Source organism: Streptomyces sp. NBC_00224 (assembly GCF_041435195.1).
Taxonomy (GTDB): Bacteria; Actinomycetota; Actinomycetes; order Streptomycetales; family Streptomycetaceae; genus Streptomyces.
The window spans coordinates 1,617,368-1,643,869 of sequence record NZ_CP108106.1 but is presented as its reverse complement, the minus strand read 5'-3'; the positions used below and the strand labels follow the sequence as shown (position 1 = coordinate 1,643,869).

General features: G+C 72.9%; 19 protein-coding genes and 1 pseudogene. 10 read left to right on the top strand and 10 right to left on the bottom strand.

Annotated features, from left to right (window positions below; all coding sequences use genetic code 11):
* Nucleotides 1-41 precede the first annotated feature (41 nt).
* The 4 genes from OG965_RS07330 to OG965_RS07315 all read right to left on the bottom strand — a co-directional run bounded on the left by OG965_RS07330 (nt 42) and on the right by OG965_RS07315 (nt 4,474).
* Entirely contained in the window at nt 42-1,442 is a 1,401-nt protein-coding gene (locus OG965_RS07330; protein WP_371650355.1) for a pyridoxal-phosphate dependent enzyme, read from the bottom strand.
* 85 nt (nt 1,443-1,527) lie between these two features.
* Entirely contained in the window at nt 1,528-2,355 is an 828-nt protein-coding gene (locus tag OG965_RS07325) for a tyrosinase family protein (RefSeq protein ID WP_371650353.1), read from the bottom strand.
* 53 nt (nt 2,356-2,408) lie between these two features.
* Nucleotides 2,409-2,837 carry a tyrosinase cofactor gene (locus OG965_RS07320; protein WP_371650351.1) on the bottom strand — a complete coding sequence of 143 codons (429 nt, stop codon included), beginning with the start codon at nt 2,835-2,837 and terminating at the stop codon, nt 2,409-2,411.
* 593 nt (nt 2,838-3,430) lie between these two features.
* Complete coding sequence (locus tag OG965_RS07315; protein WP_371650349.1) at nt 3,431-4,474, bottom strand: zinc-binding dehydrogenase; 1,044 nt, start codon at nt 4,472-4,474, stop codon at nt 3,431-3,433.
* A 203-nt stretch (nt 4,475-4,677) separates the two neighbouring features.
* Here OG965_RS07315 and OG965_RS07310 point away from each other — a divergent pair, with 203 nt between their 5' ends.
* On the top strand, nt 4,678-5,328 hold the full coding sequence (locus OG965_RS07310; protein WP_371650347.1) for a TetR/AcrR family transcriptional regulator: 651 nt from the start codon (nt 4,678-4,680) through the stop codon (nt 5,326-5,328).
* A 20-nt stretch (nt 5,329-5,348) separates the two neighbouring features.
* On the opposite strand, the gene OG965_RS07305 is transcribed toward OG965_RS07310, so the two are convergent.
* The gene (locus tag OG965_RS07305) at nt 5,349-6,689 is read right to left on the bottom strand and encodes a CAP domain-containing protein (protein WP_371650345.1); all 1,341 of its coding nucleotides are present in this window, start codon (nt 6,687-6,689) and stop codon (nt 5,349-5,351) included.
* A gap of 373 nt (nt 6,690-7,062) precedes the next feature.
* Between OG965_RS07305 and OG965_RS07300 the strand changes: the two genes are divergently transcribed.
* A complete protein-coding gene (locus OG965_RS07300; protein ID WP_371650344.1) occupies nt 7,063-7,263 on the top strand; it encodes a hypothetical protein in 201 nt (66 codons plus the stop codon).
* 36 nt (nt 7,264-7,299) lie between these two features.
* Here OG965_RS07300 and OG965_RS07295 read toward each other — a convergent pair whose 3' ends face one another.
* The gene (locus tag OG965_RS07295; protein ID WP_371650342.1) at nt 7,300-7,719 is read right to left on the bottom strand and encodes a CBS domain-containing protein; all 420 of its coding nucleotides are present in this window, start codon (nt 7,717-7,719) and stop codon (nt 7,300-7,302) included.
* 264 nt (nt 7,720-7,983) lie between these two features.
* Here OG965_RS07295 and OG965_RS07290 point away from each other — a divergent pair, with 264 nt between their 5' ends.
* From OG965_RS07290 to OG965_RS07275, 4 genes are all read left to right on the top strand, one after another.
* Nucleotides 7,984-9,174, top strand: coding sequence for an acyl-CoA dehydrogenase family protein (locus OG965_RS07290; RefSeq protein WP_371656873.1), 1,191 nt, complete (start codon nt 7,984-7,986; stop codon nt 9,172-9,174).
* Between the two features lie 27 nt (nt 9,175-9,201).
* On the top strand, nt 9,202-10,113 hold the full coding sequence (locus OG965_RS07285) for an oxygenase MpaB family protein (RefSeq protein ID WP_371650340.1): 912 nt from the start codon (nt 9,202-9,204) through the stop codon (nt 10,111-10,113).
* 23 nt (nt 10,114-10,136) lie between these two features.
* On the top strand, nt 10,137-12,350 hold the full coding sequence (locus OG965_RS07280; protein WP_371650339.1) for a tetratricopeptide repeat protein: 2,214 nt from the start codon (nt 10,137-10,139) through the stop codon (nt 12,348-12,350).
* A gap of 70 nt (nt 12,351-12,420) precedes the next feature.
* Nucleotides 12,421-13,980 carry a phytoene desaturase family protein gene (locus tag OG965_RS07275; protein ID WP_371650337.1) on the top strand — a complete coding sequence of 520 codons (1,560 nt, stop codon included), beginning with the start codon at nt 12,421-12,423 and terminating at the stop codon, nt 13,978-13,980.
* Nucleotides 13,981-14,006: 26 nt separating this feature from the next.
* Here the strand turns inward: OG965_RS07275 and OG965_RS07270 are convergent.
* A pseudogene (locus OG965_RS07270) lies at nt 14,007-15,191 on the bottom strand (serine hydrolase domain-containing protein); the annotation flags it as partial.
* A 104-nt stretch (nt 15,192-15,295) separates the two neighbouring features.
* Between OG965_RS07270 and OG965_RS07265 the strand changes: the two are divergent.
* Nucleotides 15,296-16,405: an NAD(P)H-dependent flavin oxidoreductase gene (locus OG965_RS07265; RefSeq protein WP_371650335.1), complete on the top strand. Its 1,110-nt coding sequence runs from the start codon at nt 15,296-15,298 to the stop codon at nt 16,403-16,405.
* A complete protein-coding gene (locus tag OG965_RS07260; protein ID WP_371650333.1) occupies nt 16,402-17,961 on the top strand; it encodes an acyl-CoA synthetase in 1,560 nt (519 codons plus the stop codon). Before OG965_RS07265 ends, OG965_RS07260 begins: the two co-directional genes overlap by 4 nt.
* An 84-nt stretch (nt 17,962-18,045) precedes the next feature.
* Here OG965_RS07260 and OG965_RS07255 read toward each other — a convergent pair whose 3' ends face one another.
* Both OG965_RS07255 and paaK read right to left on the bottom strand, forming a co-directional pair.
* Entirely contained in the window at nt 18,046-20,415 is a 2,370-nt protein-coding gene (locus OG965_RS07255) for a penicillin acylase family protein (RefSeq protein ID WP_371656872.1), read from the bottom strand.
* 307 nt (nt 20,416-20,722) lie between these two features.
* Nucleotides 20,723-22,003 carry a phenylacetate--CoA ligase PaaK gene (paaK, locus tag OG965_RS07250; protein WP_371650331.1) on the bottom strand — a complete coding sequence of 427 codons (1,281 nt, stop codon included), beginning with the start codon at nt 22,001-22,003 and terminating at the stop codon, nt 20,723-20,725.
* Between the two features lie 220 nt (nt 22,004-22,223).
* Here paaK and OG965_RS07245 point away from each other — a divergent pair, with 220 nt between their 5' ends.
* Nucleotides 22,224-23,750, top strand: a complete 1,527-nt coding sequence (locus OG965_RS07245; RefSeq protein ID WP_371650329.1) for an alpha/beta fold hydrolase — start codon at nt 22,224-22,226, stop codon at nt 23,748-23,750.
* Nucleotides 23,751-23,752: 2 nt separating this feature from the next.
* Here OG965_RS07245 and OG965_RS07240 read toward each other — a convergent pair whose 3' ends face one another.
* Nucleotides 23,753-25,378, bottom strand: a complete 1,626-nt coding sequence (locus OG965_RS07240; protein ID WP_371650327.1) for an acyl-CoA synthetase — start codon at nt 25,376-25,378, stop codon at nt 23,753-23,755.
* A gap of 165 nt (nt 25,379-25,543) precedes the next feature.
* Here OG965_RS07240 and OG965_RS07235 point away from each other — a divergent pair, with 165 nt between their 5' ends.
* Entirely contained in the window at nt 25,544-26,344 is an 801-nt protein-coding gene (locus tag OG965_RS07235; protein ID WP_371650326.1) for a crotonase/enoyl-CoA hydratase family protein, read from the top strand.
* Nucleotides 26,345-26,502 lie beyond the last annotated feature (158 nt).

Genomic DNA, 26,502 nt, shown 5'->3' with positions numbered 1-26,502 from the left:
ACCCCCGGAGGGTCTAGGGGAAGGGGCGGGGAGGGGCCCAATCAGAGCAGGGCGCGCAGCCCCGCCCGCCCCACCAACCCCACCCCATGCCCATCCCGCACCACCACCGCCAACTCCGCCCCCCGCTCCTCCAGCTCCGCGAGCACCGACTCCGCCCGCTCGCCCACCCCGAAGTGGGGGAGCGGTGCGCCGAGGTGGTCGCGTACCGGCGTGTCCGGCTTCACCGTGCCGTCCGACAGCGCGGCGGACAGCGCTTCCAACGACAGGGACCCCGCCAGCTCCGGGACGGTCGGCGCGCGGTCCGGGCCCACCGGGCACGGCCCGGCCGGGACGACCGGCGGGAGGCCGAGGTCGCGCAGGGCCCGCAGCGCGGCCAGCGCCTCGGCGGCGGTGCTGAGCCGGTTCACATAGTGCAGCGGGGAGTCCCGTACCGCGTCCCCGACCCGCGCCGCCCCCTCCTCCCCGTCGAGGAACCCCAGCCGCAGCAGCCACGCGTCGTTGAAGTACTTCGAGAGGTACTGGCGCCCCGAGTCCGGCAGGATCACCACGACCAGCGACTCGGGGCCGAGCCCGGCGGCCACCCGCTGTGCGGCCGCCACCGCGAGACCGGCCGAGGCGCCGACCATCAGGCCCTGCTCCCGGGCGAGTTGACGCACCGTCAGCAGTGAGTCCCGGTCGCTCACCGGGAGGAGCTCGTCGACCACGTCCTGGTGGTAGGAGGTGGGCCAGACGTCCTCCACGGTCTCCGGGTGTCGGACGTGCCCGGTCGCCTCGACGAAGTACGGACGGCCGTCGCCGCCCGAGTAGACGGACGCCACCGGATCCGCCCCGGTCACGCGCACCGCGCCGCCGCTGACCTCCTTGAGGTAGCGGCCCGTACCGCTGATCGTCCCGCCGGTGCCGACGCACGCCACCAGATGCGTGACCCGGCCGTCCGTCTGGCGCCAGATCTCGGGGCCGGTCGTGGCGTAGTGCGCCCCCGGGTTGGCCGGGTTGTCGTACTGTCCGGCAAGCCAGCTGCCCGGCGTCTCCTCGGCGATCCGTGCCGCCGTGTTGAACACGTTGTCCGGGTCCTCGGCGGGCAGCCCGCTGCGCCGGACGACCACCTCCGCGCCGTACCCCCGCAGCGTGGCGATCTTCTCGGTGCTCGTCTTGTCGGGGACGACGAGGACGGCCCGGTACCCCTTGGCCGCCGCCACCATCGCGAGCCCGGCCCCGGTGTTGCCGGAGGTCGCCTCGACGACGGTGCCGCCGGGGCGCAGCAGCCCGTCCCGCTCCGCCTGCTCGATCATGTGCAGACCGATCCGGTCCTTCACGCTGCCGCCGGCGCTGAGGTATTCGAGCTTCGCGTAGAGGGCGGCCGACCCGTCGCCGCCGGGTGTGCGCAGCCGTACCAGCGGGGTGCCGCCGACGAGTTCGAGCACTGATTCGTGAACGTCCATGGGGCCGAGCTTACGAGGCGCGCGCACCCCGGAATGCCGGTGCGGGCCCCGGGCGGGGATCCGCCCGGGGCCCGCACGGCGCGCACTACGCGGCGTCGAACGTATAGAACTTCTTGTGGTCCAGCATGTCCGCCGGCGTCACGTTGTTCCACGGGCGCATGGTTTCGCGCAGGTCCACCACGTTCGCCGTCCCGGCGGCCGGGAGGTACGGCGAGGCCGGGTGGCGCTCCTGCCACTGCGCCCAGAGCCGGTCTATGAACGCGTGGTGCATCCAGAAGACCGGGTCGTTGGGGGAGACGCCGGTGCCCATCTGGCCGCCGACCCAGACGTGCACGCGGTTGTGCAGGTTGACCCCGCGCCAGCCCTCCAGGTGGTTGCGGAAGCCGCCGGTGGACTGGCTGTTCCAGGGCGCCTCGTCATACGTCGTCATGGCCAGGACGCTGTCGACCTCGGCCTTGGTGGGCAGCTGGGGCACGCCCGCGCCGAGCGCGCGGCGCAGGTAGTTGCGGCCGTCCACCCGGACGTTGATGGCCCACTGGCCGCCGGAGGAGGCGAACGGCCCGTCCATCACCTGGCCGTCGCGGCTGCGGCCGGTGCCGCCGAGGAAGTCCGCGGCCCACAGCGAGGAGGTGGCGGTGCGGTCGGTGGTCCAGTCCCAGTAGGGCAGCGCGACGGTCGAGTCGACGGACTGGAGGGCCTGCTCGAACTCTATGAGGAATCTGCGGTGCCACGGCAGGAAGGACGGCGAGCGGTGGCCCACACGGTCGGTGTCGTCGCCGTCGCTCATGATGAATGCGTTGTGCGTGGTGACGAAGGCGTCGTACTTGCCGTTGCGCTTCAGCGTCAGGACGGCATTGACGAAACGCTTCTTCTCGTCGGAGGTGAGCGTCGCCTGGTTCTTGCGTACGGTCATGGAAATGCTCCAGATGGTGGTGCTGCGCGGGTGCGTGTGCGGGGGCGGAAGGATCAGGCGAGCGGGACGAGCGTGGCGCCCTGGAGCTCCACCACGGCCGCGCGGGCCACGGCGCGCGGGTTCGCGAACGTCTCGTAGTGGTTGATCACGCTGATCCAGGTGCCGTCACCGTTCCGCATGACGTGCAGTTCCTTGCCGTCTATCCGCACCTGGTAGCCCCCGTGGTGGCCGCCGTGCGCACCTCCCTGTGCGGGCGCGCCCTGTATGCGGCGGCCCTGGTACACCTCGTCGAACGGGGCAGGCGTGTTGTGCCCCGTGTGGTCCATGCCGTCCATGTGACCGGTGTGGCCGTCGCCCGCGGCGGGGACGACACCGTTGGCGGGTTCGCTCGCGGTCGCCGCGTAGGCGGTACCGGCCAGGCCGAGGCCGGCCACCGCGGTCGCGGTGAGGCCCAGCGCGCTGCGGCGGGTGAGTCGGGACATGGGTAACCCCCAGTGGTTCGGCATTGCTCGGTAGTGGTCCAGCGGCGTCGAGGGCGCGGAAGTGTGAAGTCGCGGCCCTGTCAACGCGCTTGACGGGTCGTTGACGGACCTTCGTCCGGCTTGGTCATGGCCGGGGACGTCCGTCGGGGACCGTCCTGACAAATGCCTACAGCCCGGCAACGGAACGGCAAAGCGTCACCAAAGAGGTTGGGCTCAATGCGGACATGTCCAGATTCGAAGTGCAATGTTGAACGAAGATGATCTTGCTGTCCGCACCCGCCCGGCTCGCCGAAAGTGCAGATCCTTCACGGAATCTGCCGATCCTGTGAAGATTTTGTTGCTGGGGTGGCGAAGGTGTGGCGGCCCTCACGCGAGAAACCTGGCCGGTTTCGCGCCTCGTGATCAGCATGTGACGGGGCGTGGGACGCACGCCGCCGCCCACACCTGAGCGGCAGGCGTGGGCGGCGGTTGGAGCCCCGCGGGGACGGGGGATCGGGGGGTGCCGACGGCCGAGCGGGCCGAAGCGGCGGTATGGGGACGGGGTCGTGCGGGGTGCGGTGCGGGTCGGGGCGGTGGCGCGGGGGGCGGGCCGGTCAGGGTCGGATGACGATCCGGATCGGGTTGCCCTCCTTGTGCTCCAGGCGGCGGACGCCCTCCGCTATCTCCGAGAGCGGGAGTTCGGCGCTGATCGAGCGGCTGATGTCGAGGCGGCCCGCGGCCACCAGGTCGACGAGCTGCTCGATGTGCTCCTTGCGATAGCCGAGGTGACCCGTCACCGAGTGCCGGTCGCGGGTGAAGGCGGCCAGCGGGCCCAGCTCGACCCTGTCCATGGACATGCCGACCAGTACCAGCCGACCCCGGTGCCCCAGGGCGCGGTTGGCCTGGGCGATGGTCCCCGCGCGGCCGACCGCGTCGATCGCGACCTTCAGGCCCCGGCCGCCGGTGAGTTCGGCGATCCGGTCGAGGGCGTCCTCGGCGGTGGGGTCCACGGTGTGGTCGGCGCCCAGTTCGAGGGCGCGCTCGCGGGCCGCGGGCAGCGGGTCGAGGCCGATCACCGGAGCGGCTCCGGCCAGCCGGGCGGCCTGGAGCGCATGCGTACCGATGCCGCCGAGGCCCCAGACGCCGACGCTCTCGGCCGGGCGGACCGCGGCCGTGTCGATCACCGCCGCGTACGGCGTGGAGACGGCGTCCGCGAGGATCGCCGCCCGCTCCAGCGGGATGGAGTCGGGGACGCGGACCAGCGCGGCGACCGGGACCAGTACGTACTCGGCCCAGGCGCCGTCGTAGTCGAACGCCATGATCTGCACGCGCTCGCAGTCGTCGATCGCCATGCCCGACACACAGGCGGGGCAGGAGCCGCAGGCGCGCCCCGCGTGCGCCACGACCCGGTCGCCCCGCTGCCAGCCCGGGACCGGCGAGCCCAGCTCGTCGATGGTGCCGGAGGCCTCGTGGCCCGGGGTGATGGACGGCAGGTCGGTGTGGAAGACGCCGTTCAGGAGACTCAGGTCGGAGTGGCAGATTCCGCAGGCGGCGACCTTGACCAGGGCCTCGCCGGGGCCGGGCACGGGGACCGGCACCTCCTCGACGCCGAGCTTGCCGGAGGCGGGGTGGAATCGTGCGGCGCGCATGGTGCGCATGGCGGTCTCCTCAGTGCCCGGACGGGGTGCGGGCTCGGCAGGCGGCAGGCGGGGGGTCGGGATGCCGAGCCTGAGCCTGAGTCGGTGTTGTTAAGCAATGCTCAATAACGTTGTACGACTGTTGTTGAGCGCTTGTCAATAGCGCTGTCCGTCCAGCGCCCCGCCTCGGCGCGCGGCGCCTCGACCGCTCGTACACTGCGGGCATGTCCGGAAAGCGCATCACCCGCCTGACCCCCGACCAACGCAGGACCCAGCTGGTCGACATCGGACTGGAGATGCTCGCCGACCGCTCGCTCGACGAGCTGTCCACGGACGAGGTCGCCCGCCGGGCCGGGATCTCGCGGGGCCTGCTCTTCCACTACTTCGACTCCAAGCGCGACTTCTACCGCGCGGTGGTGGCCAAGGAGTGCGCACGCTTCATCGAGGCGGTGGAGCCGGACCCGGCCCTGCCGCCGGTCGCCTGGCTGCAAGCGTTCATCGACGGGTTCGTCGCCTACGTACTGGAGCACCGGCAGGTCTATCTGGCTCTGGTCAGGGGCGCGTCCGGCAGCCACCCGGCGGTCGCGGACATCCTGGGCGAGACCCGCGAGGCGGTGGCCCGCCATGTCGTCGACGCCCAGCGGCGCATGGGCATGCCGGAGTCGCCCCGGCTCGACATCGCCTCCCGCGGCTGGATGGCGTTCGCCGAGGAGGCGGTGACCGGCTGGCCGGTGGCGGAACCGGGCGCGCGCGAGGAGCTGACGGCGTTCCTGGAGTCCAGCTTCGTCAGCCTGCTGGGCACGCTGGACCGCCCCGTGGGCCTGGCGGAGGTGGCGGCCCGGCAGGCGGGCGCCTCAGCCGACGCACTCCAGTAGCCAGGGGGCCTGCGCGACCGTCAGGCGAGGCCGAACAGCTGCGTCCAGTACGTGCCCGCGCGGCCGCCGCCCGCGAAGCCGACGCCTATGTGGGTGAAGTCGGGCTTGAGGATGTTGGCGCGGTGGCCCGGGCTGTTCATCCAGCCCTCCACCACCTCGGCCGCCGTGCGCTGCCCGCACGCGATGTTCTCGCCGATGCCCCGGTGCGCCGCTCCGGCCGCCCGGGCCCGGTCCCACGGCTCCAGGCCCTCCGGCGAGGTGTGGGAGTAGAAGCCGCGCGCCGCCATGTCCGCGCTGTACGCCTGGGCTGCCGAGCCCAGGCGGGTGTCGTCCGCCAGCGGGCGCAGTCCGGCCGTGACACGGCGGCCGTTGGTGAGCGCGACCACTTCGGACACCGTCCGGTGCAGCCCGTCCCCGCTGAATGGCCTGGCCCACAGCGCCGTCCAGTACACCTCGCCCGTACGGTCGTCGGTGGCACGGCCGATGCCTGCCTCCGTGAAGGCGGCGTCCCGCAGCGGGCGCCGGGTGTGCGCGTCCTCCAGGCAGTACGCCAGGAACTCGGCCGGTGTGCGCGGCCCCGACACCAGATGCTCGGCGATGCTCAGATACGCGTACCCCCGCGTGGTCACCCGCTGGAAGACCGACATACCGTCCGGGCTCTCCACGCTGAGGCGGCCCTGGGCGGCCATGGTCGCGGCGTGCGACTCGGCGGCCGAGGTCAGCCGTCCGTCGACCGTCACCGGCGGGGCCCCGGCCCGGACCCGCTCGGCGTTGACCAACCCGCCGAAGCCGTCGCCCTGTTCGGCCTCCGACCGCCGCGCGGCGGGGAGCGATATCGCCGCGGTGGGCAGCTGGACGGTGGGCGCGTGCGGCGGCGGGTCGTCGTCGGCCACGTCCACCCCGAAGTCGCGGGCCACCCCCGCGAGGCCGTCCGCGTACCCCTGCCCCAGCGCGCGCACCTTCCAGCCGGTGCCCCGGCGGTAGATCTCGGCCAGCAGCAGCACGGTCTCCCGCTCCGGCCTCGGCGGTGTGAACCGGGCCAGGATCTCGCCGCCGGGACCGCTGAGCCGCAGGCTCGGCACCGGCAGCCGGCCGAGCGGAACGCCCGGCTCGGCGGGGCTGACGACCACGGTCAGCCGGCTCGCCCCGGCCCGCAGCCGGTTCGGGTCGACCGTGATGACGTCGTCGTCGAGACGGGTGCCGGGCGCGGACGGCTGGTTGTAGAAGACGAAGTCGGCGTCGCCGCCGACCTTTCCGGTGTCGTCGGTGATCAGCACCGACAGATCGAAGGGCCCCGGCACGCCGATCGTCAGAACGCCGTCCGGAAGGGGCCGGTTGCCCCCGGGAACCAGCTCGCTCATCGACACCACCTGTCCACGGGCCCGCCGCGGTCCGCCACCGCGCCGCGCTCCTGTGTTGCGCTGCGTTCCGCAACGTCGTACCGCGTTGCTGTGGGGAGAACGCGGTGAGCGCGGCGGCTGGTTCCCGGCTCCGGCGTGTCGTACGGGTGACTTTCGCGGACGTGTCCGTGCGGCCCGCCGAGGGGCCCGCGGCGGGCCCTCGAAGGGCCGGGAACACGGGTCACCCGGCCCGCGAGCGCGTGCGGCGGCAGGGCCCGGAGGACGCCATCGGCGGGGCCGGGGGCCGGGCCGTACGGGTGACATTTCTGGGGCGGATGCGTTCTGCGGGACCGGGTACCAGAATGGAGCCACGCCGGACTAATGAGGAGGCGGCATGAACGCTCAGTCCGATCCCGCGCCGAAGCGGGAGGGGATCACCCCGGACGCACTGCTGCACACCGGTTCGGGCGGTGAGGTCACCGCCGAGGACCTGGTGCTCGCGTCGGGGCGCGACATCAACCCGAAGAGCATGGCGTGGGCGGAGCGCCGACTGGCGGAGGACGGCCGCGCGGCGATCGACAAGCTGCTGCCCTGACCCGCTCGCGGAGGCGTGGCCCTCGCCCCTTCGGGCTCAGGCCTCCGCGTAGACGCTGCTCGCGAACGAGGCGAACTGGTCCGCAGGGAGGTGCCGGGCCAGATCCGCCTCGGTGATCACACCGACCGGCTCGCCGTCGTCCACGACGACGAGGCGGCGGATGCGCGCGTCGCTCATCACCCGCACCGCCTCGGCCGCGTCCGCGTCGGCGGAGACCGTACGCGGCTTGCCGTCGGCGAGGTCGCCGGCCGTCACGTCGGCCGCGTCCTTCCCGGCGGCGAGGACCTTCACCACGATGTCGCGGTCCGTGACGATGCCCGTCAGTGTGCCGTCGCTGCCCTTCACGGGCAGCGCGCCGATGTTGTGGTCCCGCATCAACTGGGCGGCACGGTCGAGGGTTTCGCTCGCCGGGATGCAGCGGACGTCGACGGTCATCAGATCGCGGGCGCTGGTCATGGGGGCCTCCGGGGGTCCTGAGCGGGGAAGGCCGTCGGGTCCTGTGGGCGGCCTCGGGTACGCCCTCGTCATGCTGGCCGCGCCCCGGGCGCGCGGCGACCGTATGGAGACGAACGGGTGACCCGCCGAGGGGACGGCTCCACTCCCCACCGCACCGCCCTTCCAGATTCTTGGAACACGTTCTACTGTGTGCCCGCTCGCACGACGTACAGCGATGTACAGCCACGCGCACAGTGACGGACCGTGACCAGCCTGGAGGGGCCCGTGCACCTCGAATACACGCCCGAGCAGCAGCGGCTCCGCGCCGAGCTGCGCGCCTATTTCGCCGAGCTGGTACCCGACCACGCGTACGCCCGCCATACCGACCCCGCCACCCAGAAGCGCTTCTACCGCGACACCGTGCGCCGCCTCGGCGCGGACGGCTGGCTGGGGGTGGGCTGGCCCGAGGAGTACGGCGGGCGCGGACTGAGCCCGATGGAGCAGTTCATCTTCTTCGACGAGGCCGCCCAGGGCGGGGTGCCGCTGCCGCTGATGGCGCTGAACACGGTCGGCCCGACCCTGATGCGGTTCGGCACGGACGAGCAGAAGGCGTACTTCCTGCCGAAGATCCTCTCCGGTGAGATCGACTTCGCCATCGGCTACAGCGAGCCCGACGCGGGCACGGACCTGGCCGCGCTCAAGACGAGGGCGGTGCGGGACGGCGACGAGGCCACCGGCCACTACACGGTCAACGGCCAGAAGATCTGGACCACCAACGGCGACACCGCCGACTGGGTCTGGCTGGCCGTGCGCACCGACCCCGGCGCGCCGCCGCACAAGGGCATCTCCATGCTCCTCGTGCCGACCTCCGACCCCGGCTACTCCTGCACGGTCATCAACACGCTCGCCTCGCACGACACCACCGCCAGCTACTACGAGAACATCCGCGTCCCCGTCTCCCGCCGCGTCGGCGAGGAGAACAACGGCTGGCGGCTGATCACCAACCAGCTCAACCACGAACGCGTCACGCTCGCCGCGCACGGCACCATGGCGATCCGCGCCCTGCACGACGTCCAGCGCTGGGCCGCCGACACCAAGCTCGCCGACGGCCGCCGCGTCATCGACCTCGGCTGGGTACGCGGCCGCCTCGCCCGCACCCACACCAGGCTCGACGCGATGAAACTCCTCAACTGGCAGATGGTGAACGCCGTCCAGGAGGGCACCCTCACCCCGCAGGACGCCTCGGCCGTCAAGGTGTACGGCTCGGAGGCCCGCCGTGACGCGTACGCCTGGCTCATGGAGATCGTCGGCGCCGCGGGCCCCATGAAGGAGGGCTCGGCGGGCGCGGTGCTCCACGGCGAACTGGAGCGCGGCTACCGCTCGGCCGTGATCTTCACCTTCGGCGGCGGCAACAACGAGATCCAGCGCGAAATCATCTCCTGGATCGGTCTGGGGATGCCGCGGGTGCGCCGATAGCCTGGCCCTACAGGAAGGTGGCGCCGCATGCCCGAACCCAGCCCCCCGTCCACCGCACCCGACCCCGGCTACTTCGGCCCCGAGTCGGTGACCTGGCAGCTGCACGGCGACCCGATCATGTGGGTCGCCGGGGTGCGGGCGCTGTACCTTCAGGCCCTGCATCCGCGCGCCGTGCGCGGGGTCATGCAGAACAGCGACATCCGCAAGGACACCTGGGGGCGGCTGCTGCGCACCGCCCGGTTCGTGGCGACCATCTCGTACGGGACGAAGGACGACGCGGAGCGTGCGGGTGCCCGGGTGCGGCGCATTCACGGGTTTCTGAAAGCCGACGACCCCGTCACGGGGGAGCGGTTCCGGATCGACGATCCCGCGCTGCTGCTGTGGGTGCACTGCGCGGAGGTCGACAGCTATCTGCACGTCGCGCGCCGATCGGGGTATCCGCTCAGCGACGCGCAGGCCGAGCGCTATGTGGACGAGCAGCGCGAGGCCGCCCGGCTCATCGGGCTCGACCCCGCCGCCGTCCCGGCGTCCACCGCGCAGCTCGCCGCCTACTTCGCGGACATACGGCCCGAACTCGCCGCCGGTGCCGACGCGCGCGACGTGGACGCCTTTCTGCGGCGGCCGCCCGTCCACCCGCTGCTGGCACCGGCGCGCGCGGTGCTGTGGCAGCGCGTGGCGAGACTCGCCTACGACGCGCTGCCCCCGTACGCCCACGAGTTGTACGGGCGACCCGCGCCCGGCCCGCCCGAGGTCACCCGGCGGCTCGCCGCCACCGGGCGCCTGCTGCGCCGCATTCCGCCGACCGTCCGCTGGCAGCTGCCGCCGAAGCACATTCTGCGCGCGGTCGACCGGATGGGGCCGGGAACGCGCCCCTCGCCGTACACACTCCGCAGACAGGCGGCCATACTGGAGGGAGCCGGGGAGGGCGCAGCGGAGTGACGTGACGGGGGCGACATCGCGCGATGGCGGACACCAGGCTGATCCACGGCCGGTACCGGCTGCTGGAGCTGATCGGGCGCGGCGGCATGGGCGAGGTGTGGGCGGCCCGCGACGAATCACTGGGGCGGCGGGTCGCCGTCAAGTGCCTCAAGCCGCTGGGGCCGCAGCACGACCAGTCGTTCGCCCGGGTGCACCGCGAGCGCTTCCGGCGCGAGGCGCGGGTCGCGGCCGCGCTCCAGCACCGCGGCGTCACGGTCGTCCATGACTTCGGGGAGTACGAGGGTGGGCTCTATCTCGTCATGGAGCTGCTCGACGGCCGCAACCTGAGCCAGCTCCTCCAGGACGACAAGGGCCACCCGCTGCCGGTGCCGGACGTCGTGGACATCGCCGAGCAGCTGTCCTCGGCCCTCGCCTACACCCATCAACAGGGCATCGTCCACCGGGACTTGAAGCCCGCCAACATCATGCGGCTGCCGGACGGCACGGTGAAGATCCTGGACTTCGGGATCGCCCGCCTCGGCGCCGACATCGGGTTCACCTCCCGGCTCACCGGCACCGGCATCGCCATGGGCACCCCGCACTACATGTCGCCCGAGCAGATCGGCGGCGCCCCCGTCGACCACCGCAGCGACCTGTACTCGCTGGGGTGCGTGCTGTACGAACTGGCCACCGGGGCGCCGCCGTTCGACCTCGACGACGCCTGGGCGATCCTCGTCGGCCACCGCGACACCGCGCCCGTGCCCCCGCGCGCCACGCGCGCCGAACTCCCCGTGTTCTTCGAGGAGATCGTGCTCGACCTGCTCGCCAAGGAGCCCGGCTCGCGGCCCCAGGACGCGAGGGAGCTGGTGCGGCGGCTGGCCGCCGGGCGCGGGCTCGTCCCTGCCCCGGCCCTCCCCTCCTTGGTGGCGCCGCAGCCCGTGGGGCTGCGCGGGCTGCCGTCCTGGGCACGCGGGATGACCACCGGCCACAAGGCGACCGGCTCCACCCCGCCGGACCCCGCCCCGCCCGACCCCGACGCCAGCCTCACCGGCGCGTGGACGACCGCCCTGCCGCCCGCCCCGCCCCAACCCGACCGGCCGCCGCCGCCCCCGCCCGAGCTCCTGGCCGCGCTCGACGACCGGCACCGCGAGGGGCTGGCCCTGGTTCGCGCCGGCCACTGGGCGGAGGCGGGCGAGGTGCACCGCGCGGTCGCCGCCGAACGCGCCCAGACGCTGGGCCCCGACCACCCCGACACCCTGGTCAGCCAGTACGAGGTGGCCTTCGCCCTGAGCCGGACCGGGCGCGAGGCCGACGCGCTGCGCGAGTTCGGCCTGGTCGCCCAGGCCCGGGCCCGCGCGCTCGGACCCGACGACCCGGGCACGCTCGACGCCCGCCAGGAGACCGCGTACGTCCTGGGCCGCCTCGGGCGCCACTTCGAGGCGCACCAGGTGTACTCCTCGGTGCTCGCCGCCCGGGAGCGCGTCATGGGAGCCGACCACCCGGCCACCCTGCGCTGCCGCCACAACCTCGCCTTCAACCTGGGGCGCCTCGGCCGTCTGGAGGAGGCGCACGCCATGGCGCGCGAGGTCGCCGCCGACCGCGCGCGCGTGCTCGGCGCGGGCCATCCCGACACCCTGGTCTCCCGGTCCGAAGTCGCCTATGTGCTCGGCCAGTCGGGACGCTGGGTCGAGGCGTTGCAGCTCTATCGCGAGGTCGCCTCGGCGCGCGCGACCGCGCTCGGGGCCGACCATCCCGACACGCTCGCCACCCGGTACGAGGTCGGCATCGCCCTCGGCCGCCTCGGCCGCAGCGCCGAGGCGCTGGAGCTGTACCGGGTGCTCGTCGACGACCGCACCCGCGTCGACGGCCCCGAGGACCCCGAGACCCTGCGCGCCCGCCACGGCCTCGGCGTCAACCTCGGGCGCCTCGCCCGCTGGGAGGAGGCCCTGGCCGAGGCCCGTGACGTGGGCGCGCGGCGCGAGCGCGTGTTCGGCCCCGACCACCGCGACACCCTGGTCAGCCGACGGGAGATCGCCGTCGCGCTCGGCTGGCTCGGTCGGTGGGCGCAGGCGCTCACGGTCTACCGGCAGGTCGCGGACGCCCGGGAGCGGGTCCTCGGCGCCACCCACCCCGACGCCCTGGCGAGCCGGAACGACGAGGCCCACTGTCTGGAGCAGCTGGGGCGCGGCGCCGAGGCGGCGGCCCTGTACCGGCGGGTCGCGGTGCTGAGGCAGGAGAGCGGGCGCCCGGGGCGGTAGCGGGCGGCGCGGGCGGCGGGGCACCGGCGCCGCCCTGGCCGCCGGTGATCGGCGCGTGCTAGGAAGGGCCATGCCCGCACACCAGGTGTACGACACCGTGATCGTCGGCGGAGGCCACAACGGCCTGGTGGCCGCCGCCTACCTCGCCCGCGCCGGCAAGTCGGTGCTGGTCCTGGAGCGCCTCGGCCACACCGGCGGCGCGGCCGTCTCGACCAGCCCCTTCGCGGGCGTCGACGCCCGGCTCTCGCGCTACTCCTACCTCGTCTCGCTGCTGCCGCAGAAGATCGTGGACGATCTGGGACTGCGCTTCGCCGTCCGCAAGCGGACCGTCTCCTCGTACACGCCGGTGGTACGCGACGGACGCCCCACCGGGCTGCTCGTCGGCGGCGGCGAGGAGCGCACCCGAGCCTCGTTCCGCCGCCTGACCGGCTCCGACGCCGCACACACGGCCTGGGAGGCGTTCTACGGGATGACCCGGCGGGCCGCCGAGCGGATCTTCCCCACACTGACCGAGCCGCTGCCCACCCGCGCGGCCCTGCGCGAGCGCCTCGGGGACGACACGGCGTGGCGGGTGCTCTTCGAGGAGCCGATCGGCGTCGCCGTGGAGGAGCGGTTCGGCGACGACCTGGTGCGCGGCGTCGTCCTCACCGACGCCCTCATCGGCACCTTCGCCGACGCCCACGACCCCTCCCTCGCCCAGAACCGCTGCTTCCTCTACCACGTGATCGGCGGCGGCACCGGCGACTGGGACGTACCGGTGGGCGGGATGGGCGCCTTCACCGACGCGCTCGCGGGCGCCGCACTAGCGGCCGGCGCGGAGATCGTCACCGGGCACGAGGCGACCGCGCTGCGCACCGACGGCCGCGAGGCCGAGGTCGACTTCCGTACGGCGTCGGGCGAGGGCACGGTCACGGCCCGGCACGTCCTCGTCAACGCCTCGCCCGAGGCCCTGGCCGCGCTCACCGGCACCACGGCCCCGGAGCGCGCCGAGGGCGCCCAGCTCAAGGTCAACATGCTGCTCACCCGGCTGCCCCGGCTGAAGGACACGTCGGTCGACCCGCGCGAGGCGTTCGCCGGGACCTTCCACATCGGTGAGGGGTACGGGGCGCTGGCGGCCGCGTACGCGCAGGCCGCGGCGGGCGAGCTGCCGACGGCGCCTCCCTCCGAGATCTACTGCCACTCGCTCACCGACCCGTCGATCCTCGGCCCGGACCTGGCGCGGCGCGGCTACCAGACGCTGACGCTGTTCGGGCTGCACACCCCGGCACGGCTGTTCGCGGGCACCGCCAAAGACCACGACAAGACGCGCGAGGTGCTGCTGGAGGCGACGCTGGCCCAGTTGGACGCGCACCTGGCCGAGCCGCTCGCGGACTGCCTGGCCACCGACGCCGACGGGCGGCCCTGCATCGAGGCGAAGACCCCGCTCGACCTGGAACGGGAGCTGCGGCTGCCCGGCGGCAACATCTTCCACCGCCCGCTCGCCTTCCCGTACGCGCAGGAGTCCGCCGGGCGCTGGGGCGTGGAGACCGCACACCCGAACGTCCTGCTGTGCGGGGCGGGTGCGGTCCGGGGCGGCGGGGTCAGCGGCATCCCGGGCCACAACGCGGCGATGGCGGTGCTGGGGAGGTAGGACCGGCCGACAGGCTCTCAGCGCGCGATCGCCCGGGCCAGGGCGTCGGCCAGGGCCATGCGCGGCGCCGAGCCGGATCGCCAACTCCGTACCGGATGAACGGAGTTGGCGAGGATCACCAGGAACGTGTCGGTGTCCGGGGCGATGACGAGGCTGGTGCCGGTGAAGCCCGTGTGGCCCGCCGTGCGCGGGGAGGCGAGCGCGCCCATGTACCAGCGCTGGTCGAGCTCGAAGCCGAGGCCGTGCGCGTCGCCGGGGAAGGCGGTGTTGAAGTCGGTGAAGAGCAGCTCGACCGAGGCGGGGCGGAGGATGCGGGCGGGGCCGTACGCGCCGCCGTTCAGGAGCGTGCGGGCCAGGGCCGCGAGGTCCCAGGCGGTCGAGAACACTCCGGCGTGCCCGGCGACCCCGCCGAGCGCGAACGCGTTCTCGTCGTGGACCTCGCCCCATACCAGCCCCCGCTCAAGCCCCGACCAGGGCTTTCTGGCGTCCTCGGTCGCGGCGGTGCCGGATCGCCAGGAGGCGGGCGGGTTGTAGCGAGTGCGGTGCATCCCGAGTGGAGCAGTGATCTCGTCGTGGAGCAGGTCGTCCAGAGTGCGAGCGGTGATCCGTTCCAAGAGCACCTGGAGCGCGAGGAGATTGAGGTCGGAGTAGCGGTACGCGCTCCCCGGTGGCCGCTCGGGCCTCTCGTCCCACAGCAGCCGCAGCTTCCCCTCGTACGTCGGCTCCTCGTACAGCGGGAGCCAGGCGCGCAGCCCCGAGGTGTGGGTGAGCAACTGCCGTACGGTGACGGCCCCCTTGCCCGCCGCCGCGAACTCCGGCAGATACGCGGCCGCCTCGGCCTCCAGCTCCAGCGTGCCCCGCTCGATCCGCCGCACCACGAGCAGCGAGGTGAACAGCTTGGAGACGGAGGCGAGGTCGAAGACCGTGTCGCGGGCCATCGGGATCCGCCGCTCAGGAGGGAGCTCGACGCCGGTGTCCGTCCGCTCGTCGTAGGCCGAGTAGCGCACGGCCGTGCCCACGGCGTGGTGCAGCGCCACCGTCGAGCCGCGCCCGGCGAGCACCACCGCGCCCGCGTACCAGGGGTGGGCCGGCGACGGCCCCAGGAACCGCTCGGCCACGGCGACCAGCTCGCCCAGCGGCCCCGGCAGCAGGCCGGCCTCCTCGGCGGTGCCGTACCGCAGTACGGGCCCCGTCCCGTCGCTCCGGATCATGGCCGCCACCCTAACCGGCCCGGGTGCGCCGCCTGCGTAAAGAATCTGACGCAGCATCAGAAAATCTCTTCCCTCGTCGCCCGGGCTGCGGCATCCTGCGCCCCATGCAGACGGAGCTGAGCAGAAGACTGGGAGTGGAGCACGCCATCTTCGGCTTCACGCCGTTCCCGGCGGTGGCCGCCGCCATCACCCGGGCCGGCGGATTCGGCGTGCTCGGCGCGGTCCGCTACACCGCCCCCGACGACCTCGCGCGCGACCTCGACTGGATGCAGGACCACACCGACGGGCTGCCCTACGGCCTCGACGTCGTGATGCCCGCGAGAAAGGTGGAGGGCGTCACCGAGGCCGACGTCGACGCGATGATCCCCGAGGGGCACCGGCAGTTCGTGCGCGAGACGCTCGCCAAGCACGGCGTCCCCGAGCTCGCCGAGGGCGAGGCGTCCGGCTGGCGGATCACCGGGTGGATGGAGCAGGTCGCCCGCAACCAGCTCGACGTCGCCTTCACCTACCCGATCAAGCTGCTCGCCAACGCGCTCGGCTCCCCGCCCGCCGACATCGTCGACCGGGCCCACACCAACGGGGTCCTGGTCGCCGCGCTGGCCGGCAGCGCCAAGCACGCCCGCCACCACGCCGACGCGGGCATCGACATCGTCGTCGCCCAGGGCTACGAAGCCGGCGGCCACACCGGGGAGATCGCCTCCATGGTGCTCGTGCCCGAAGTCGTCGACGCGGTCGGGCCGCTGCCCGTGCTCGCCGCCGGAGGCATCGGCAGCGGCGCCCAGGTGGCCGCCGGACTCGCCCTCGGCGCCGAGGGCGTCTGGCTCGGCTCCCTCTGGCTCACCACCACCGAGGCCGATCTGCACTCGCGCGCGCTCACCCGCAAACTCCTCGCGGCGGGCTCCGGCGACACCGTCCGCTCGCGCGCCCTCACCGGCAAGCCCGCCCGCCAGCTGCGCACCGAGTGGACCGACGCCTGGGACGACCCGAGCGGCCCGGGCACCCTGCCCATGCCCCTGCAGGGGCTGCTGGTCGCCGAGGCGCTGTCGCGGATCCAGAAGTACGAGATCGCACCACTGCTCGGCACGCCGGTCGGCCAGATCGTCGGCCGGATGAACTCCGAGCGCAGCGTCCAGGAGGTCTTCGACGACCTCACCCGCGGCTTCGAGCAGGCCGTCGACCGCATCAGCCGCATCGCCCGAAGGAGTGGGGCATGACCGACTCCCAGCAGCCGCCCAACGGGTTCTGGGCGCAGGCCGCGGCCGACCCCGACCGGGTGGTGCTCACCGCGCCCGACGGCGAGCGCTGGACGGCGGGGCGGCTGCACGCCGCCGTCAACCAGCTGGTGCACGGGCTGCGCGCGGCCGGACTCGAACAGGGCGACGCGTTCGCCGTCGTCCTGCCCAACGGGGTCGAGTTCTTCACCGCGTATCTGGCCGCCTCCCAGGCCGGGTTCTATCTCGTCCCCGTCAACCACCATCTGGTCGGGCCCGAGATCGCGTGGATCGTCGCGGACTCCGGCGCCAAGGTCCTCATCGCCCACGAGCGGTTCGCGGAGGCGGCTACCGCCGCCGCCGACGAGGCGAAGCTGCCGGGCAGCCACCGGTACGCGGTGGGCGAGGTGGCGGGATTCCGCCCGTACGGCCAACTCCTCGACGGGCAGCCCGAGTCCGTGCCCGAGGGGCGCACCCTGGGCTGGGTCATGAACTACACCTCGGGCACCACCGGCCGCCCCCGCGGCATCCGGCGCCCGCTCTCCGGCAAGCTTCCCGAGGAGTCCTACCTCGGCGGCTTCCTGGGCATCTTCGGCATCAAGCCGTTCGACGACAACGTCCATCTGGTCTGCTCGCCGCTCTACCACACGGCCGTGCTCCAGTTCGCGGGCGCGTCCCTGCACATCGGGCATCCGCTGGTCCTGATGGACAGGTGGACGCCCGAGGAGATGCTGCGCCTGATCGACGCGTACCGCTGCACCCATACGCACATGGTGCCGACCCAGTTCCACCGGCTCCTCTCGCTGCCCGAGGGGGTGAGAGCGCGCTACGACGTGGGCTCGCTGCGGCACGCCATCCACGGCGCGGCCCCCTGCCCCGACCATGTGAAGCGGGCGATGATCGAGTGGTGGGGGAGCTGCGTGGAGGAGTACTACGCGGCGAGCGAGGGCGGCGGGGCGTTCGCCACGGCCGAGGACTGGCTCAAGAAGCCGGGCACGGTCGGCAAGGCGTGGCCCATCAGCGAACTCGCGGTCTTCGACGACGACGGCTACCGGCTGCCCTCCGGTCAGCTCGGCACCGTCTACATGAAGATGTCGACGGGCGGCTTCAGTTACCACAAGGACGAGACCAAGACACGGCAGAACCGCATCGGGGACTTCTTCACCGTGGGCGACCTCGGCTACCTCGACGAGGACGGCTACCTCTTCCTGCGCGACCGCAAGATCGACATGATCATCTCGGGCGGGGTCAACATCTACCCGGCCGAGATCGAGGCCGCGCTCCTCACCCACCCGGCCGTCGCCGACGCCGCCGCGTTCGGCATCCCGCACACGGACTGGGGCGAGGAGGTCAAGGCGGTCGTCGAAGCGGCGCCCGGGCACGAGCCGGGCGACGCGCTCGCCACCGAGATCCTCGCCCACTGCGAGGAACGGCTCGCGGGCTACAAGCGCCCCAAGTCCGTCGACTTCATCGCGGCCATGCCGCGCGACCCCAACGGCAAGCTCTACAAGCGACGGCTGCGCGAGCCGTACTGGGAGGGCCACGAGCGGGCGATGTGAACCGCCTGCCCCAGGGGGCGCCACCTCCCGGTGTGAGCCTCCGGCGCGGCCCGCGCGGACGGCGGACGGCGGGCCGCGCGGACGTCAGCGGTGCTCGCGCACCCGGACGACCCGCAGGGCGGGCGAGGAGAGGATGTCCCGCTCGCAGAAGCGCGAGGTGACCCAGCGCCGCTGTGAGTAGAGCTTCGTCTGGTCGCTGTAGTGCGGGGAGAGGACGTTCTCCGACTGGGAGTACGTGAGGAGGGTGCGGGCGACGGGGCACTTGCCGCCGTCCCAGCCGACCGCCTGGATGTGGCTGGATCCGGTGGACACCTCCGAGTAGCCGCGGGCCGGGTCCCATATCCCCTCGACCTTGTTCCAGACGCCGAGGGCCTCCGTCCCGCCGGAGACGGGCAGGTGCCTGCCGTCGCGCACCACGTACTGGTGGTCGCCCAGCGCCGAGTCGAGCGGGATGCCGGCCGCGCGCAGCTCGCCCACCGCGTCGGCGAGTGCCCGGGCGACGCCGGGCGAGGCGGTGTTGAGGGTGTTCGGCGTGTGCACCGGGTCGGCGGCCGAGAACGGCACCTTCCACAGCTCGGACGCCGGGACCGCCGCCGTCAGCTTGCGCCAGTAGCGGTCGAAGAGCAGCGCGCCCCGGCTCCTGGCGTCCACCGTACGGTCCCAGCCGGCCAGCACGGCGCACGCCCCGGAGACGTCGACGGCCTTGCCTCTGCTGTCCGTCGCGGTGCCGCCCGGCAGCGCGGCGCAGGCCTTGGCCGTGTCGGCGGCCGCCAGGTTCCCGGCGGGCGCCCGGTCGGCGAACTCCTGGCGCTGGAGGTCGGCGACGGTGAGCCGTCCCTTCGCGGCCATGGCCGCGACGTCCTCGACGGCGCCGCGCGTGCGCAGTGAGCGCGGCGTGGCGATGGTGCCGAAGATCCGCTCGTAACCGGTGAGCGGATGGTCGGCGTTGGTCAGCCAGGCGCTGTCGTTGGAGTTCTCCGCGTACGCGGCGTCCTTGAGCACCGGCATCCGGGCGGGCCCGAAGACCCCGGCCTGGACCGCGTCCGGGTCCGAGCCGAGGGCGCAGTCGCCGCGCGAACCGTCGAGGACGGCCACGCCCGACGCCGGGTAGAGCGCCTTGCCCAGCGGGGTCGAGCAGCGCGCGGCCAGCTCGTCGGTGATCCGGGGGAGCACCTGCGACTGGGTGAACAGGGAGTGCCCGTGCGCGTCGGCGGCCACGGTGTTCACCCAGGGCAGGCCCTGGGTGCGGCGCAGCGTCTTGAGGACGTCGTCGGTGCTCCCCGCCTTGGAGAAGCCCAGACCGGTGTCGGCGGCGCGCAGGTTGAGGGCGTTGGGGTCGTTCAGCGCGAACGCCGTGGTGCTGGTCCAGGGCAGCGGCACCGTCGGGCCGAGCGCGGTGACCACCGGCCCGTACCGCGTCCACCACTGGGTGCGCGTCACCGGCGCGCCGCCCTTCACCGGGACCGTCACCGAGCGCCGGGTCATGCGCTCACGGGTGCCGTCCACGAGGTAGGCGGTCGGGTCGGCCGGGTCGAGGGTCAGCTGGTGGAGGTTGAGCGTGACGCCGGTGGCGACGGTGTGGCTCCAGGCCACCTTGTCGTTGAAGCCGATGCTCATGGTCGGGGTGCCGAGCAGGGCCGCGCCGGAGACGTTGAGCTCTCCGGGGATGGTCTGCTGCATCTGCCAGAACCGGCGGCCGCCGTGCCAGGGGTAGTGCGGGTTGCCGAGCAGCAGTCCGCGCCCGTCGGCCGTGGCGGCGCCGCTGAAGGCGACGGCGTTGGAGCCCATGTCGGCCTGGTCGGCGGCGAACAGCCGCTGGGTGGCCCGCGCGCTGTCGGCGGGGTCGGGCGCCGCAGGTGTGGAGGCGGCGGTCGGCGGCTGTGCGGCGGTGATGCCGTCGGTGACGCGCCCCTGCCCGCCGAGCACGGATATCGCGAAGCCGCGTGCGGCCACGTCGACGAGGGTCACCGGGCGCACCCAGGCCGCGCCCTCGCACCCGGGGTCGGTGATGCGGTGCTGCTTCAGCCAGGCGTTGTAGCCCGCCGTCCAGCCGCGCATCAGCTCTTTGGACTGGTGGCTCGGCCCGGTGGGCGCGGGGGTGGCCAGCAGCTTCTCGACCGTGCCGGAGTCGCGTACGGAGGTGAAGTACAGGTCGCTGGAGAGGTTCTTGGTGGCGGCGGAGAGCGAGCCGTCGGGAGCCGCGTCCGGGCCGAACCACTTCGACCGCTCTCCGCGCAGCGTGACGAACCCGTCGGCCAGAGTGCACACCTGGTCGGCCGCCTGGGCGTAACCGGTGCCGAAGCCGAGGTCGGCGTAACTCCTGGCGAGGACGTGCGGAACGCCGTACTCGGTGTACCGGATGACGGCGGAGAGGCCGCCGCCGGAGGGGTGGTGTTCGCGGTCGCCTGACGCGGCCGAGGCCGTGGGGGACAGCGACGCCGATGCGGTCAGCATGGCGATGCCGACCAGCGCGAGGCGCCTGATCCGGGTGAGGGTGAGGGTGCGGGTGGCGGTGCGGGCGCGGAGAGCCAACGTTCCTCCCAACTCAGGGGGTGACACAGGTGGTTGCTCGTGACACACGAAGTGCCGCCAGCCACTCAGTCAGCCCGGCGCACGCCTGTCAACACTCAGGCCCGGCCCGCAGCGCCCCAAGCAGGCTTGTGGAAGTCCGGTGCGGTACCGCGCCCTTGAGGGGCGCGGGGAACTGCGCGACCAGCCACAGACGGCCCGCAGCCGAATCACCGCACTTCCAGCGGAGCGCTCAGCGCAGATCCACGATCCGTTTGAACTTGCCCACCGACCGCTCGATGGTGTCGGGGTCGACGATCTCCACCGCCACCGAGACCCCGATGCCGTCCTTCACCGCCGAGACGATCGACCGCGCGGCCGCGTCACGCTGCTCGGGCGAGGTATCGGCGCGCGCCTCCACCCGTACCGTCAGCGCGTCCAGTCGGCCCTCCTTGGTGAGCCGCAGCTGGAAGTGCGGGGCGAGGCCGGGCGTGCGCAGCACTATCTCCTCGATCTGGGTGGGGAAGAGGTTCACCCCGCGCAGGATCACCAGGTCGTCGCTGCGGCCGGTCACCTTCTCCATCCGCCGGAAGACCCGCGCCGTGCCCGGCAGCAGCCGGGTCAGATCCCGTGTCCGGTAGCGGATCACGGGCATGGCCTCCTTGGTGAGCGAGGTGAAGACCAGCTCGCCCCGCTCGCCCTCGGGCAGCACCTCGCCGGTGAGCGGATCGACGACCTCCGGGTAGAAGTGGTCCTCCCAGATGTGCAGCCCGTCCTTGGTCTCCACGCACTCCTGCGCCACACCGGGCCCGATCACCTCCGAGAGCCCGTATATGTCGACCGCGTCGATGGCGAAGCGCTCCTCGATCTCGCGGCGCATCTCCTCCGTCCACGGCTCGGCGCCGAAGATCCCGACCTTGAGCGAGGTCGCCCGGGGATCGACGCCCTGTCGCTCGAACTCGTCGAGGATGGTCAGCATGTACGAGGGGGTCACCATGATGATCTCGGGCCGGAAGTCCTGGATCAGCTGGACCTGGCGGGCCGTCATGCCGCCGGACGCGGGGATCACCGTGCAGCCGAGCCGCTCCGCCCCGTAGTGCGCGCCCAGGCCGCCCGTGAACAGCCCGTATCCGTACGCCACATGGACCTTGTGGCCGGGTCTGGCGCCCGCCGCGCGGAGGGAGCGGGCCACCACGTCCGCCCAGGTGTCCAGGTCGCGCTCGGTGTAGCCGACCACCGTCGGGCGGCCGGTGGTGCCGCTGGAGGCGTGGATGCGGCGGACCTCGGAGTCGGGGACCGCGAACATCCCGAACGGGTAGTGGTCGCGCAGATCCGCCTTGGTGGTGAACGGGAAGCGGGCGAGGTCCGCGAGCGAACGGCAGTCCTCGGGCCGTATGCCCGCCTTGTCGAACGCCTCCCGGTAGAAGCCCACGTTGTCGTACGCATGGCGCAGCGAAGCTCTCAGCCGGTCGAGCTGGAGCGCCTCCAGCTCCGCCCGGCTCAGCCGTTCCGCCGCGTCCAGCAGGGGTTCCATGGGCCGCTCCCGTCCTCGCCGGTCGTCACTCCGCCCGAAATCGGACGACCGATCATTCGGTAGATCTGCTCGGGTTCAGTAATCCAGCCACCGAACCGCACCGTCAAGGCCTGTGGACAACGTGCTTCACCGCGTCGGCCGTGCTGCCGATCGCGCTGCCGTTCGCGCTCTCCGCGAAAACCCCTTGGCCCGACCACCACGGGCTGTGAGGATCACGATCATGCCGAAGTTCACCGCGTACGACGGGACCGAGCTCGCCTACCATCTGGTGGGGGCGGGGAAGCCGCTGATCTGTCTGCCCGGCGGGCCCGCGTGGGCCTCCGCCTACCTGGGCGACCTGGGCGGCCTCGACATCCACCGCCAACTGGTCCTGCTCGACCAGCGGGGCACGGGTGACTCGGCGGTGCCGGACGACGTGTCCTCGTACCGCTGCGACCGGCTGGTCGACGACGTGGAGGCGCTGCGCGAGCACCTCGGCCTGGCGGAGGTCGACCTCCTCGGGCACTCGGCCGCCGGCAACCTCGCCACGCTCTACGCGGCCGCCCACCCGCACCGGATCGGCTCGCTCGTCCTGGTCACGCCCGGCACCCGGGCCGTCGGCCTCCCCGTCACCGAGGACGACTGGCGCGGCGCGGTGGCGCTGCGCGAGGGCGAGAGCTGGTATCCGCAGGGGCGGGCCGCCTTCGAGGAGATCTGGGGCGGGCGCGACTTCGACGAGGTCCGGTCCGCCATCGAGCCGTTCACGTACGGGCGTTGGGACGCGGCCGCCCGGGCGCACGCGGCCGCCGCCGGCTCCGGGGCCAACCGGGAAGCGGCTGCCGTCCACGACGAGGACGGGGTCTTCGACCCGGCCGCCACCACCGAGGCGCTCGCGGCCGTGGAAGCGCCCGTGCTGGTCCTGGCCGGGGAGTACGACGGCGGCCCCACGCCCGCGCTCGCATCCCGGCTCGCCGCGCTCTTCCCGCACGGCGAGGCCGCCGTGCTGCCGGGCGCCGGGCACTTCCCGTGGGTGGACGCGCCCGGCGACTTCGCCCGTACGGTCGCGGCGTTCCTGGAGCCCGGTGTCCACAGCGTACGGACCGACTCAGGCGTCCGGCTCGCCTACCGGACCTGGGGCGACGCCTCCGCACCGCCCGTCGTGCTGGCGCACGGGCGCGGCGGATCGGGCGCGCACTGGACGGAGGTGGCCGAACGGCTCGCCGCGACGCGCCGGGTGTACGCGCTCGACCTGAGCGGCCACGGTCTCAGCGACTGGCCCGGCCGCTACTCGTTCGAGGGGTTCCGCGACGACCTGCGCGGCTTCGTCGACGCGCTCGGCCTGGCCGGCGCCGACGTGGTCGGCCACTCCATGGGCGGCGCGGCCGCGCTGCTGCTCGCCCAGGACGCGCCCGAGCTGGTCGGGCGGCTGGTCCTGGAGGAGCCACCCGCGTTCGTGCCGCTGGATCCGCCGCGCGGGTTCGTGGCGCGGCCCGACGAGGAGCTCGCGTTCGACTGGCCGGTGGTCGCCGACACCAATGCCCAGCTGAACGCGCCCGACCCGGCCTGGCGCGAGCGGCTCGCCGAGCTCACCGTGCCGACCCTGCTGGTCGCGGGCGGCGAGTCCGGCGGGATCGAGATCCAGGCCCGGATCGCCGAGATGGCCGCCCGCATCCCCGGCGGCCGCCTCGTCACCATCGACGCCGGTCACTCGGCCCACGCGGTCCGGCCGGACGAATTCGTCGCGGAACTAAGGGAGTTCGGGATCTGAGGTCACCCCGCCGTGGACTCCGCAACGGCCACCGACCGCGCCCAGCGGTAGTCCGCCTTGCCGCTGGGTGAGCGCTGGATACTCGGGGCGATCACCAGCTGGCGCGGCACCTTGTACCCCGCGAGCCGGGTGCGGCAGTGGCTCTGGATGTCGTCGAGGGTCGGTTCCTCGGCGCCCTCGCGCAGCTGCACCACGGCCGCGACATGGTTGCCCCACGTGGTGTCCGGCACCCCGGCGACCAGCGCGTCGTACACGTCCGGATGGGACTTGAGCGCCTGCTCGACCTCCTCCGGATACACCTTCTCGCCGCCGGTGTTGATGCACTGCGAGCCCCGCCCGAGGACCGTGACGATGCCGTCCTCGTCGACCGTGGCCATGTCGCCGAGCAGCACCCAGCGCTCGTCGCCCCGCTGGAAGAAGGTCTCGGCGGTCTTCGCCGGGTCGTTGTAGTAGCCGAGCGGCACATGGCCGCGCTGGGCGATCCGGCCGGGCTCGCCGGGCTTCACCGGCTCGTGGGTGGCCGGGTCGACCACCGCCGTACGGGAGTTGACGCGCAGCCGGAAGCCCTTGTCGGGGCCGGAGTCGTCGGTGGCGGTGCCGTTGAACCCGGACTCGGACGAGCCGAAGTTGTTGAGCAGCATCGCGGTCGGGACCAGTGCGCTGAACTGGGCGCGGACCGTCTCCGACATGATCGCGCCGGACGACGAGACGCTGAACATGGAGGAGCAGTCGGTGCCCTTCATCGGACCGCTCAGCGCGTCGATGAGCGGGCGCAGCATCGCGTCCCCGACCAGAGACATGCTGGTGACCTTCTCCTTCTCCACCGTCCGCAGGACTTCCTCGGGCACGAACTTGCGGTGGATGACGACGCGCTGGCCGAAGTTGAAGCCGATGAACGCGGTGAGCGTGGAGGTGCCGTGCATCAGCGGGGGAGTGGGGAAGAAGGTGATGCCCTCGCCGCCCGCCGCGACCCGCTCGGCCAGTTCCTCGGGGCGCGCGACCGGCTCGCCCGTCGGGGCGCCGCCGCCGAGCCCCGAGAAGAACAGGTCCTCCTGGCGCCACATCACGCCCTTGGGCATGCCGGTGGTGCCGCCGGTGTAGATGATGAAGAGGTCGTCGGGCGAGCGGGGTGCGAACCCGCGCCCGTCGGACCCGGCCGCCTCGGCCTCGGCGAACGGCACCGCGTCCAGCGCGGGCGCACCCTGGGGCGGTTCCCCCACCCGTACGAGATGGCGCAGCTTCCCGGTGTGCGGCAGCGCGCCCGCCACGCGCTCGGTGAACTCCGCGTCGAAGACCAGCGCCGCCAGATCGGCGTCCCGGTAGAGATAGACCAACTCGTCTTCGACATAGCGGTAGTTGACGTTGACCGGGACGATCCGGGCCTTGAGGCAGCCGAGCACGGTCTGGAGGTATTCGACGCCGTTGTACAGATGGAGCCCCAGGTGCTCGCCCGGCCCGATGCCGCTGTCGATCAGGTGGTGGGCGATCCGGTTGGCGGCGGCGTCCAGCCGCGCGTAGGTCAGCCGGCGCTCCGCGCCCGTGCCCGGGTGGTCGAGGTAGAGCAGTGCCTCGCGGTCGGGGACCACGTCGACGACCGACTCGAACAGGTCGGCAAGGTTGTACTCCACCGCTCCTCCTGACCCCGGCGCCATCCGTGTGGCCGTCATCAGAGCAGAGCCGACCACAACTGGGAAGGGGCCCCGCCGAAAGAATCTGACTGACTGTCAGAAAACTATTGAACTGCGTCCCCCGCTCCTGCAACCTGTTCCAGTCCGACGACGGGAGGCATGCGCATGGGTGGCACCGAACACCTCACCGTGCGGCGCGAGGGCGCCACACTCGTACTCACGCTCAACCGGCCGGAGGCCAAGAACGCGCTCTCGCTCTCGATGCTGGTCGGCCTCTACGACGGCTGGCTGGAGGCCGACGAGGACGACGCGGTCCGCTCGGTCGTCCTCACCGGCGCCGGCGGCGCGTTCTGCGCGGGCATGGACCTCAAGGCCCTGGCGGGCAAGGGGATGGAGGGCGAGGGGTACCGGGACCGCCTCAAGGCCGACCCGGATCTGCACTGGAAGGCGATGCTGCGCCACCACCGCCCCCGCAAACCCGTGATCGCGGCCGTCGAGGGGCCCTGTGTGGCGGGCGGCACCGAGATCCTCCAGGGCACCGACATCCGCGTGGCGGGCGAGAGCGCCACCTTCGGGCTCTTCGAGGTCAGACGCGGGCTCTTCCCGATCGGCGGCTCGACCGTCCGGCTCCAGCGCCAGATCCCGCGCACCCACGCCCTGGAGATGCTGCTCACCGGACGGGCCTACAGCGCGGCGGAGGCGCGGGACATCGGGCTCGTCGGGCGGGTGGTGGCCGACGGCACCGCGCTGGCGGAGGCGCTCGCCCTCGCCGAGCAGATCAACGCCTGCGGGCCGCTCGCCGTCGAGGCGGTCAAGGCCTCGGTGTACGAGACCGCCGAGATGACCGAGACCGACGGGCTCGCCGCCGAACTGGGGCGCGGCTGGCCGGTCTTCGACACCGCCGACGCCAAGGAAGGCGCCCGCGCCTTCGCCGAGAAGCGCCCGCCCGTCTACCGGCGAGCCTGACGCTCCACTGGAAGTGCGGTGATTCGACTGCGGGCCGTCTGTGGCTGGTCGCTCCCCCAAGTTCTCGGCTTCGCTCGAACAGGGGGGACCCCCATCGCGGCGGAGCCGCATATATGTCACAGCCCCGCGCCCCTGAAGGGGCGCGGACCCGGGCTCCA

Bases quoted from the DNA above. Each gene is read 5' to 3' on its own strand.
- OG965_RS07330 (WP_371650355.1), bottom strand. From the start codon at position 1,442: ATGGACGTTCACGAATCAGTGCTCGAACTCGTCGGCGGCACCCCGCTG.
- OG965_RS07325 (WP_371650353.1), bottom strand. From the start codon at position 2,355: ATGACCGTACGCAAGAACCAGGCGACGCTCACCTCCGACGAGAAGAAG.
- OG965_RS07320 (WP_371650351.1), bottom strand. From the start codon at position 2,837: ATGTCCCGACTCACCCGCCGCAGCGCGCTGGGCCTCACCGCGACCGCG.
- OG965_RS07315 (WP_371650349.1), bottom strand. From the start codon at position 4,474: ATGCGCACCATGCGCGCCGCACGATTCCACCCCGCCTCCGGCAAGCTC.
- OG965_RS07310 (WP_371650347.1), top strand. From the start codon at position 4,678: ATGTCCGGAAAGCGCATCACCCGCCTGACCCCCGACCAACGCAGGACC.
- OG965_RS07305 (WP_371650345.1), bottom strand. From the start codon at position 6,689: ATGAGCGAGCTGGTTCCCGGGGGCAACCGGCCCCTTCCGGACGGCGTT.
- OG965_RS07300 (WP_371650344.1), top strand. From the start codon at position 7,063: ATGAACGCTCAGTCCGATCCCGCGCCGAAGCGGGAGGGGATCACCCCG.
- OG965_RS07295 (WP_371650342.1), bottom strand. From the start codon at position 7,719: ATGACCAGCGCCCGCGATCTGATGACCGTCGACGTCCGCTGCATCCCG.
- OG965_RS07285 (WP_371650340.1), top strand. From the start codon at position 9,202: ATGCCCGAACCCAGCCCCCCGTCCACCGCACCCGACCCCGGCTACTTC.
- OG965_RS07280 (WP_371650339.1), top strand. From the start codon at position 10,137: ATGGCGGACACCAGGCTGATCCACGGCCGGTACCGGCTGCTGGAGCTG.
- OG965_RS07275 (WP_371650337.1), top strand. From the start codon at position 12,421: ATGCCCGCACACCAGGTGTACGACACCGTGATCGTCGGCGGAGGCCAC.
- OG965_RS07265 (WP_371650335.1), top strand. From the start codon at position 15,296: ATGCAGACGGAGCTGAGCAGAAGACTGGGAGTGGAGCACGCCATCTTC.
- OG965_RS07260 (WP_371650333.1), top strand. From the start codon at position 16,402: ATGACCGACTCCCAGCAGCCGCCCAACGGGTTCTGGGCGCAGGCCGCG.
- OG965_RS07255 (WP_371656872.1), bottom strand. From the start codon at position 20,415: ATGCTGACCGCATCGGCGTCGCTGTCCCCCACGGCCTCGGCCGCGTCA.
- paaK (WP_371650331.1), bottom strand. From the start codon at position 22,003: ATGGAACCCCTGCTGGACGCGGCGGAACGGCTGAGCCGGGCGGAGCTG.
- OG965_RS07245 (WP_371650329.1), top strand. From the start codon at position 22,224: ATGCCGAAGTTCACCGCGTACGACGGGACCGAGCTCGCCTACCATCTG.
- OG965_RS07235 (WP_371650326.1), top strand. From the start codon at position 25,544: ATGGGTGGCACCGAACACCTCACCGTGCGGCGCGAGGGCGCCACACTC.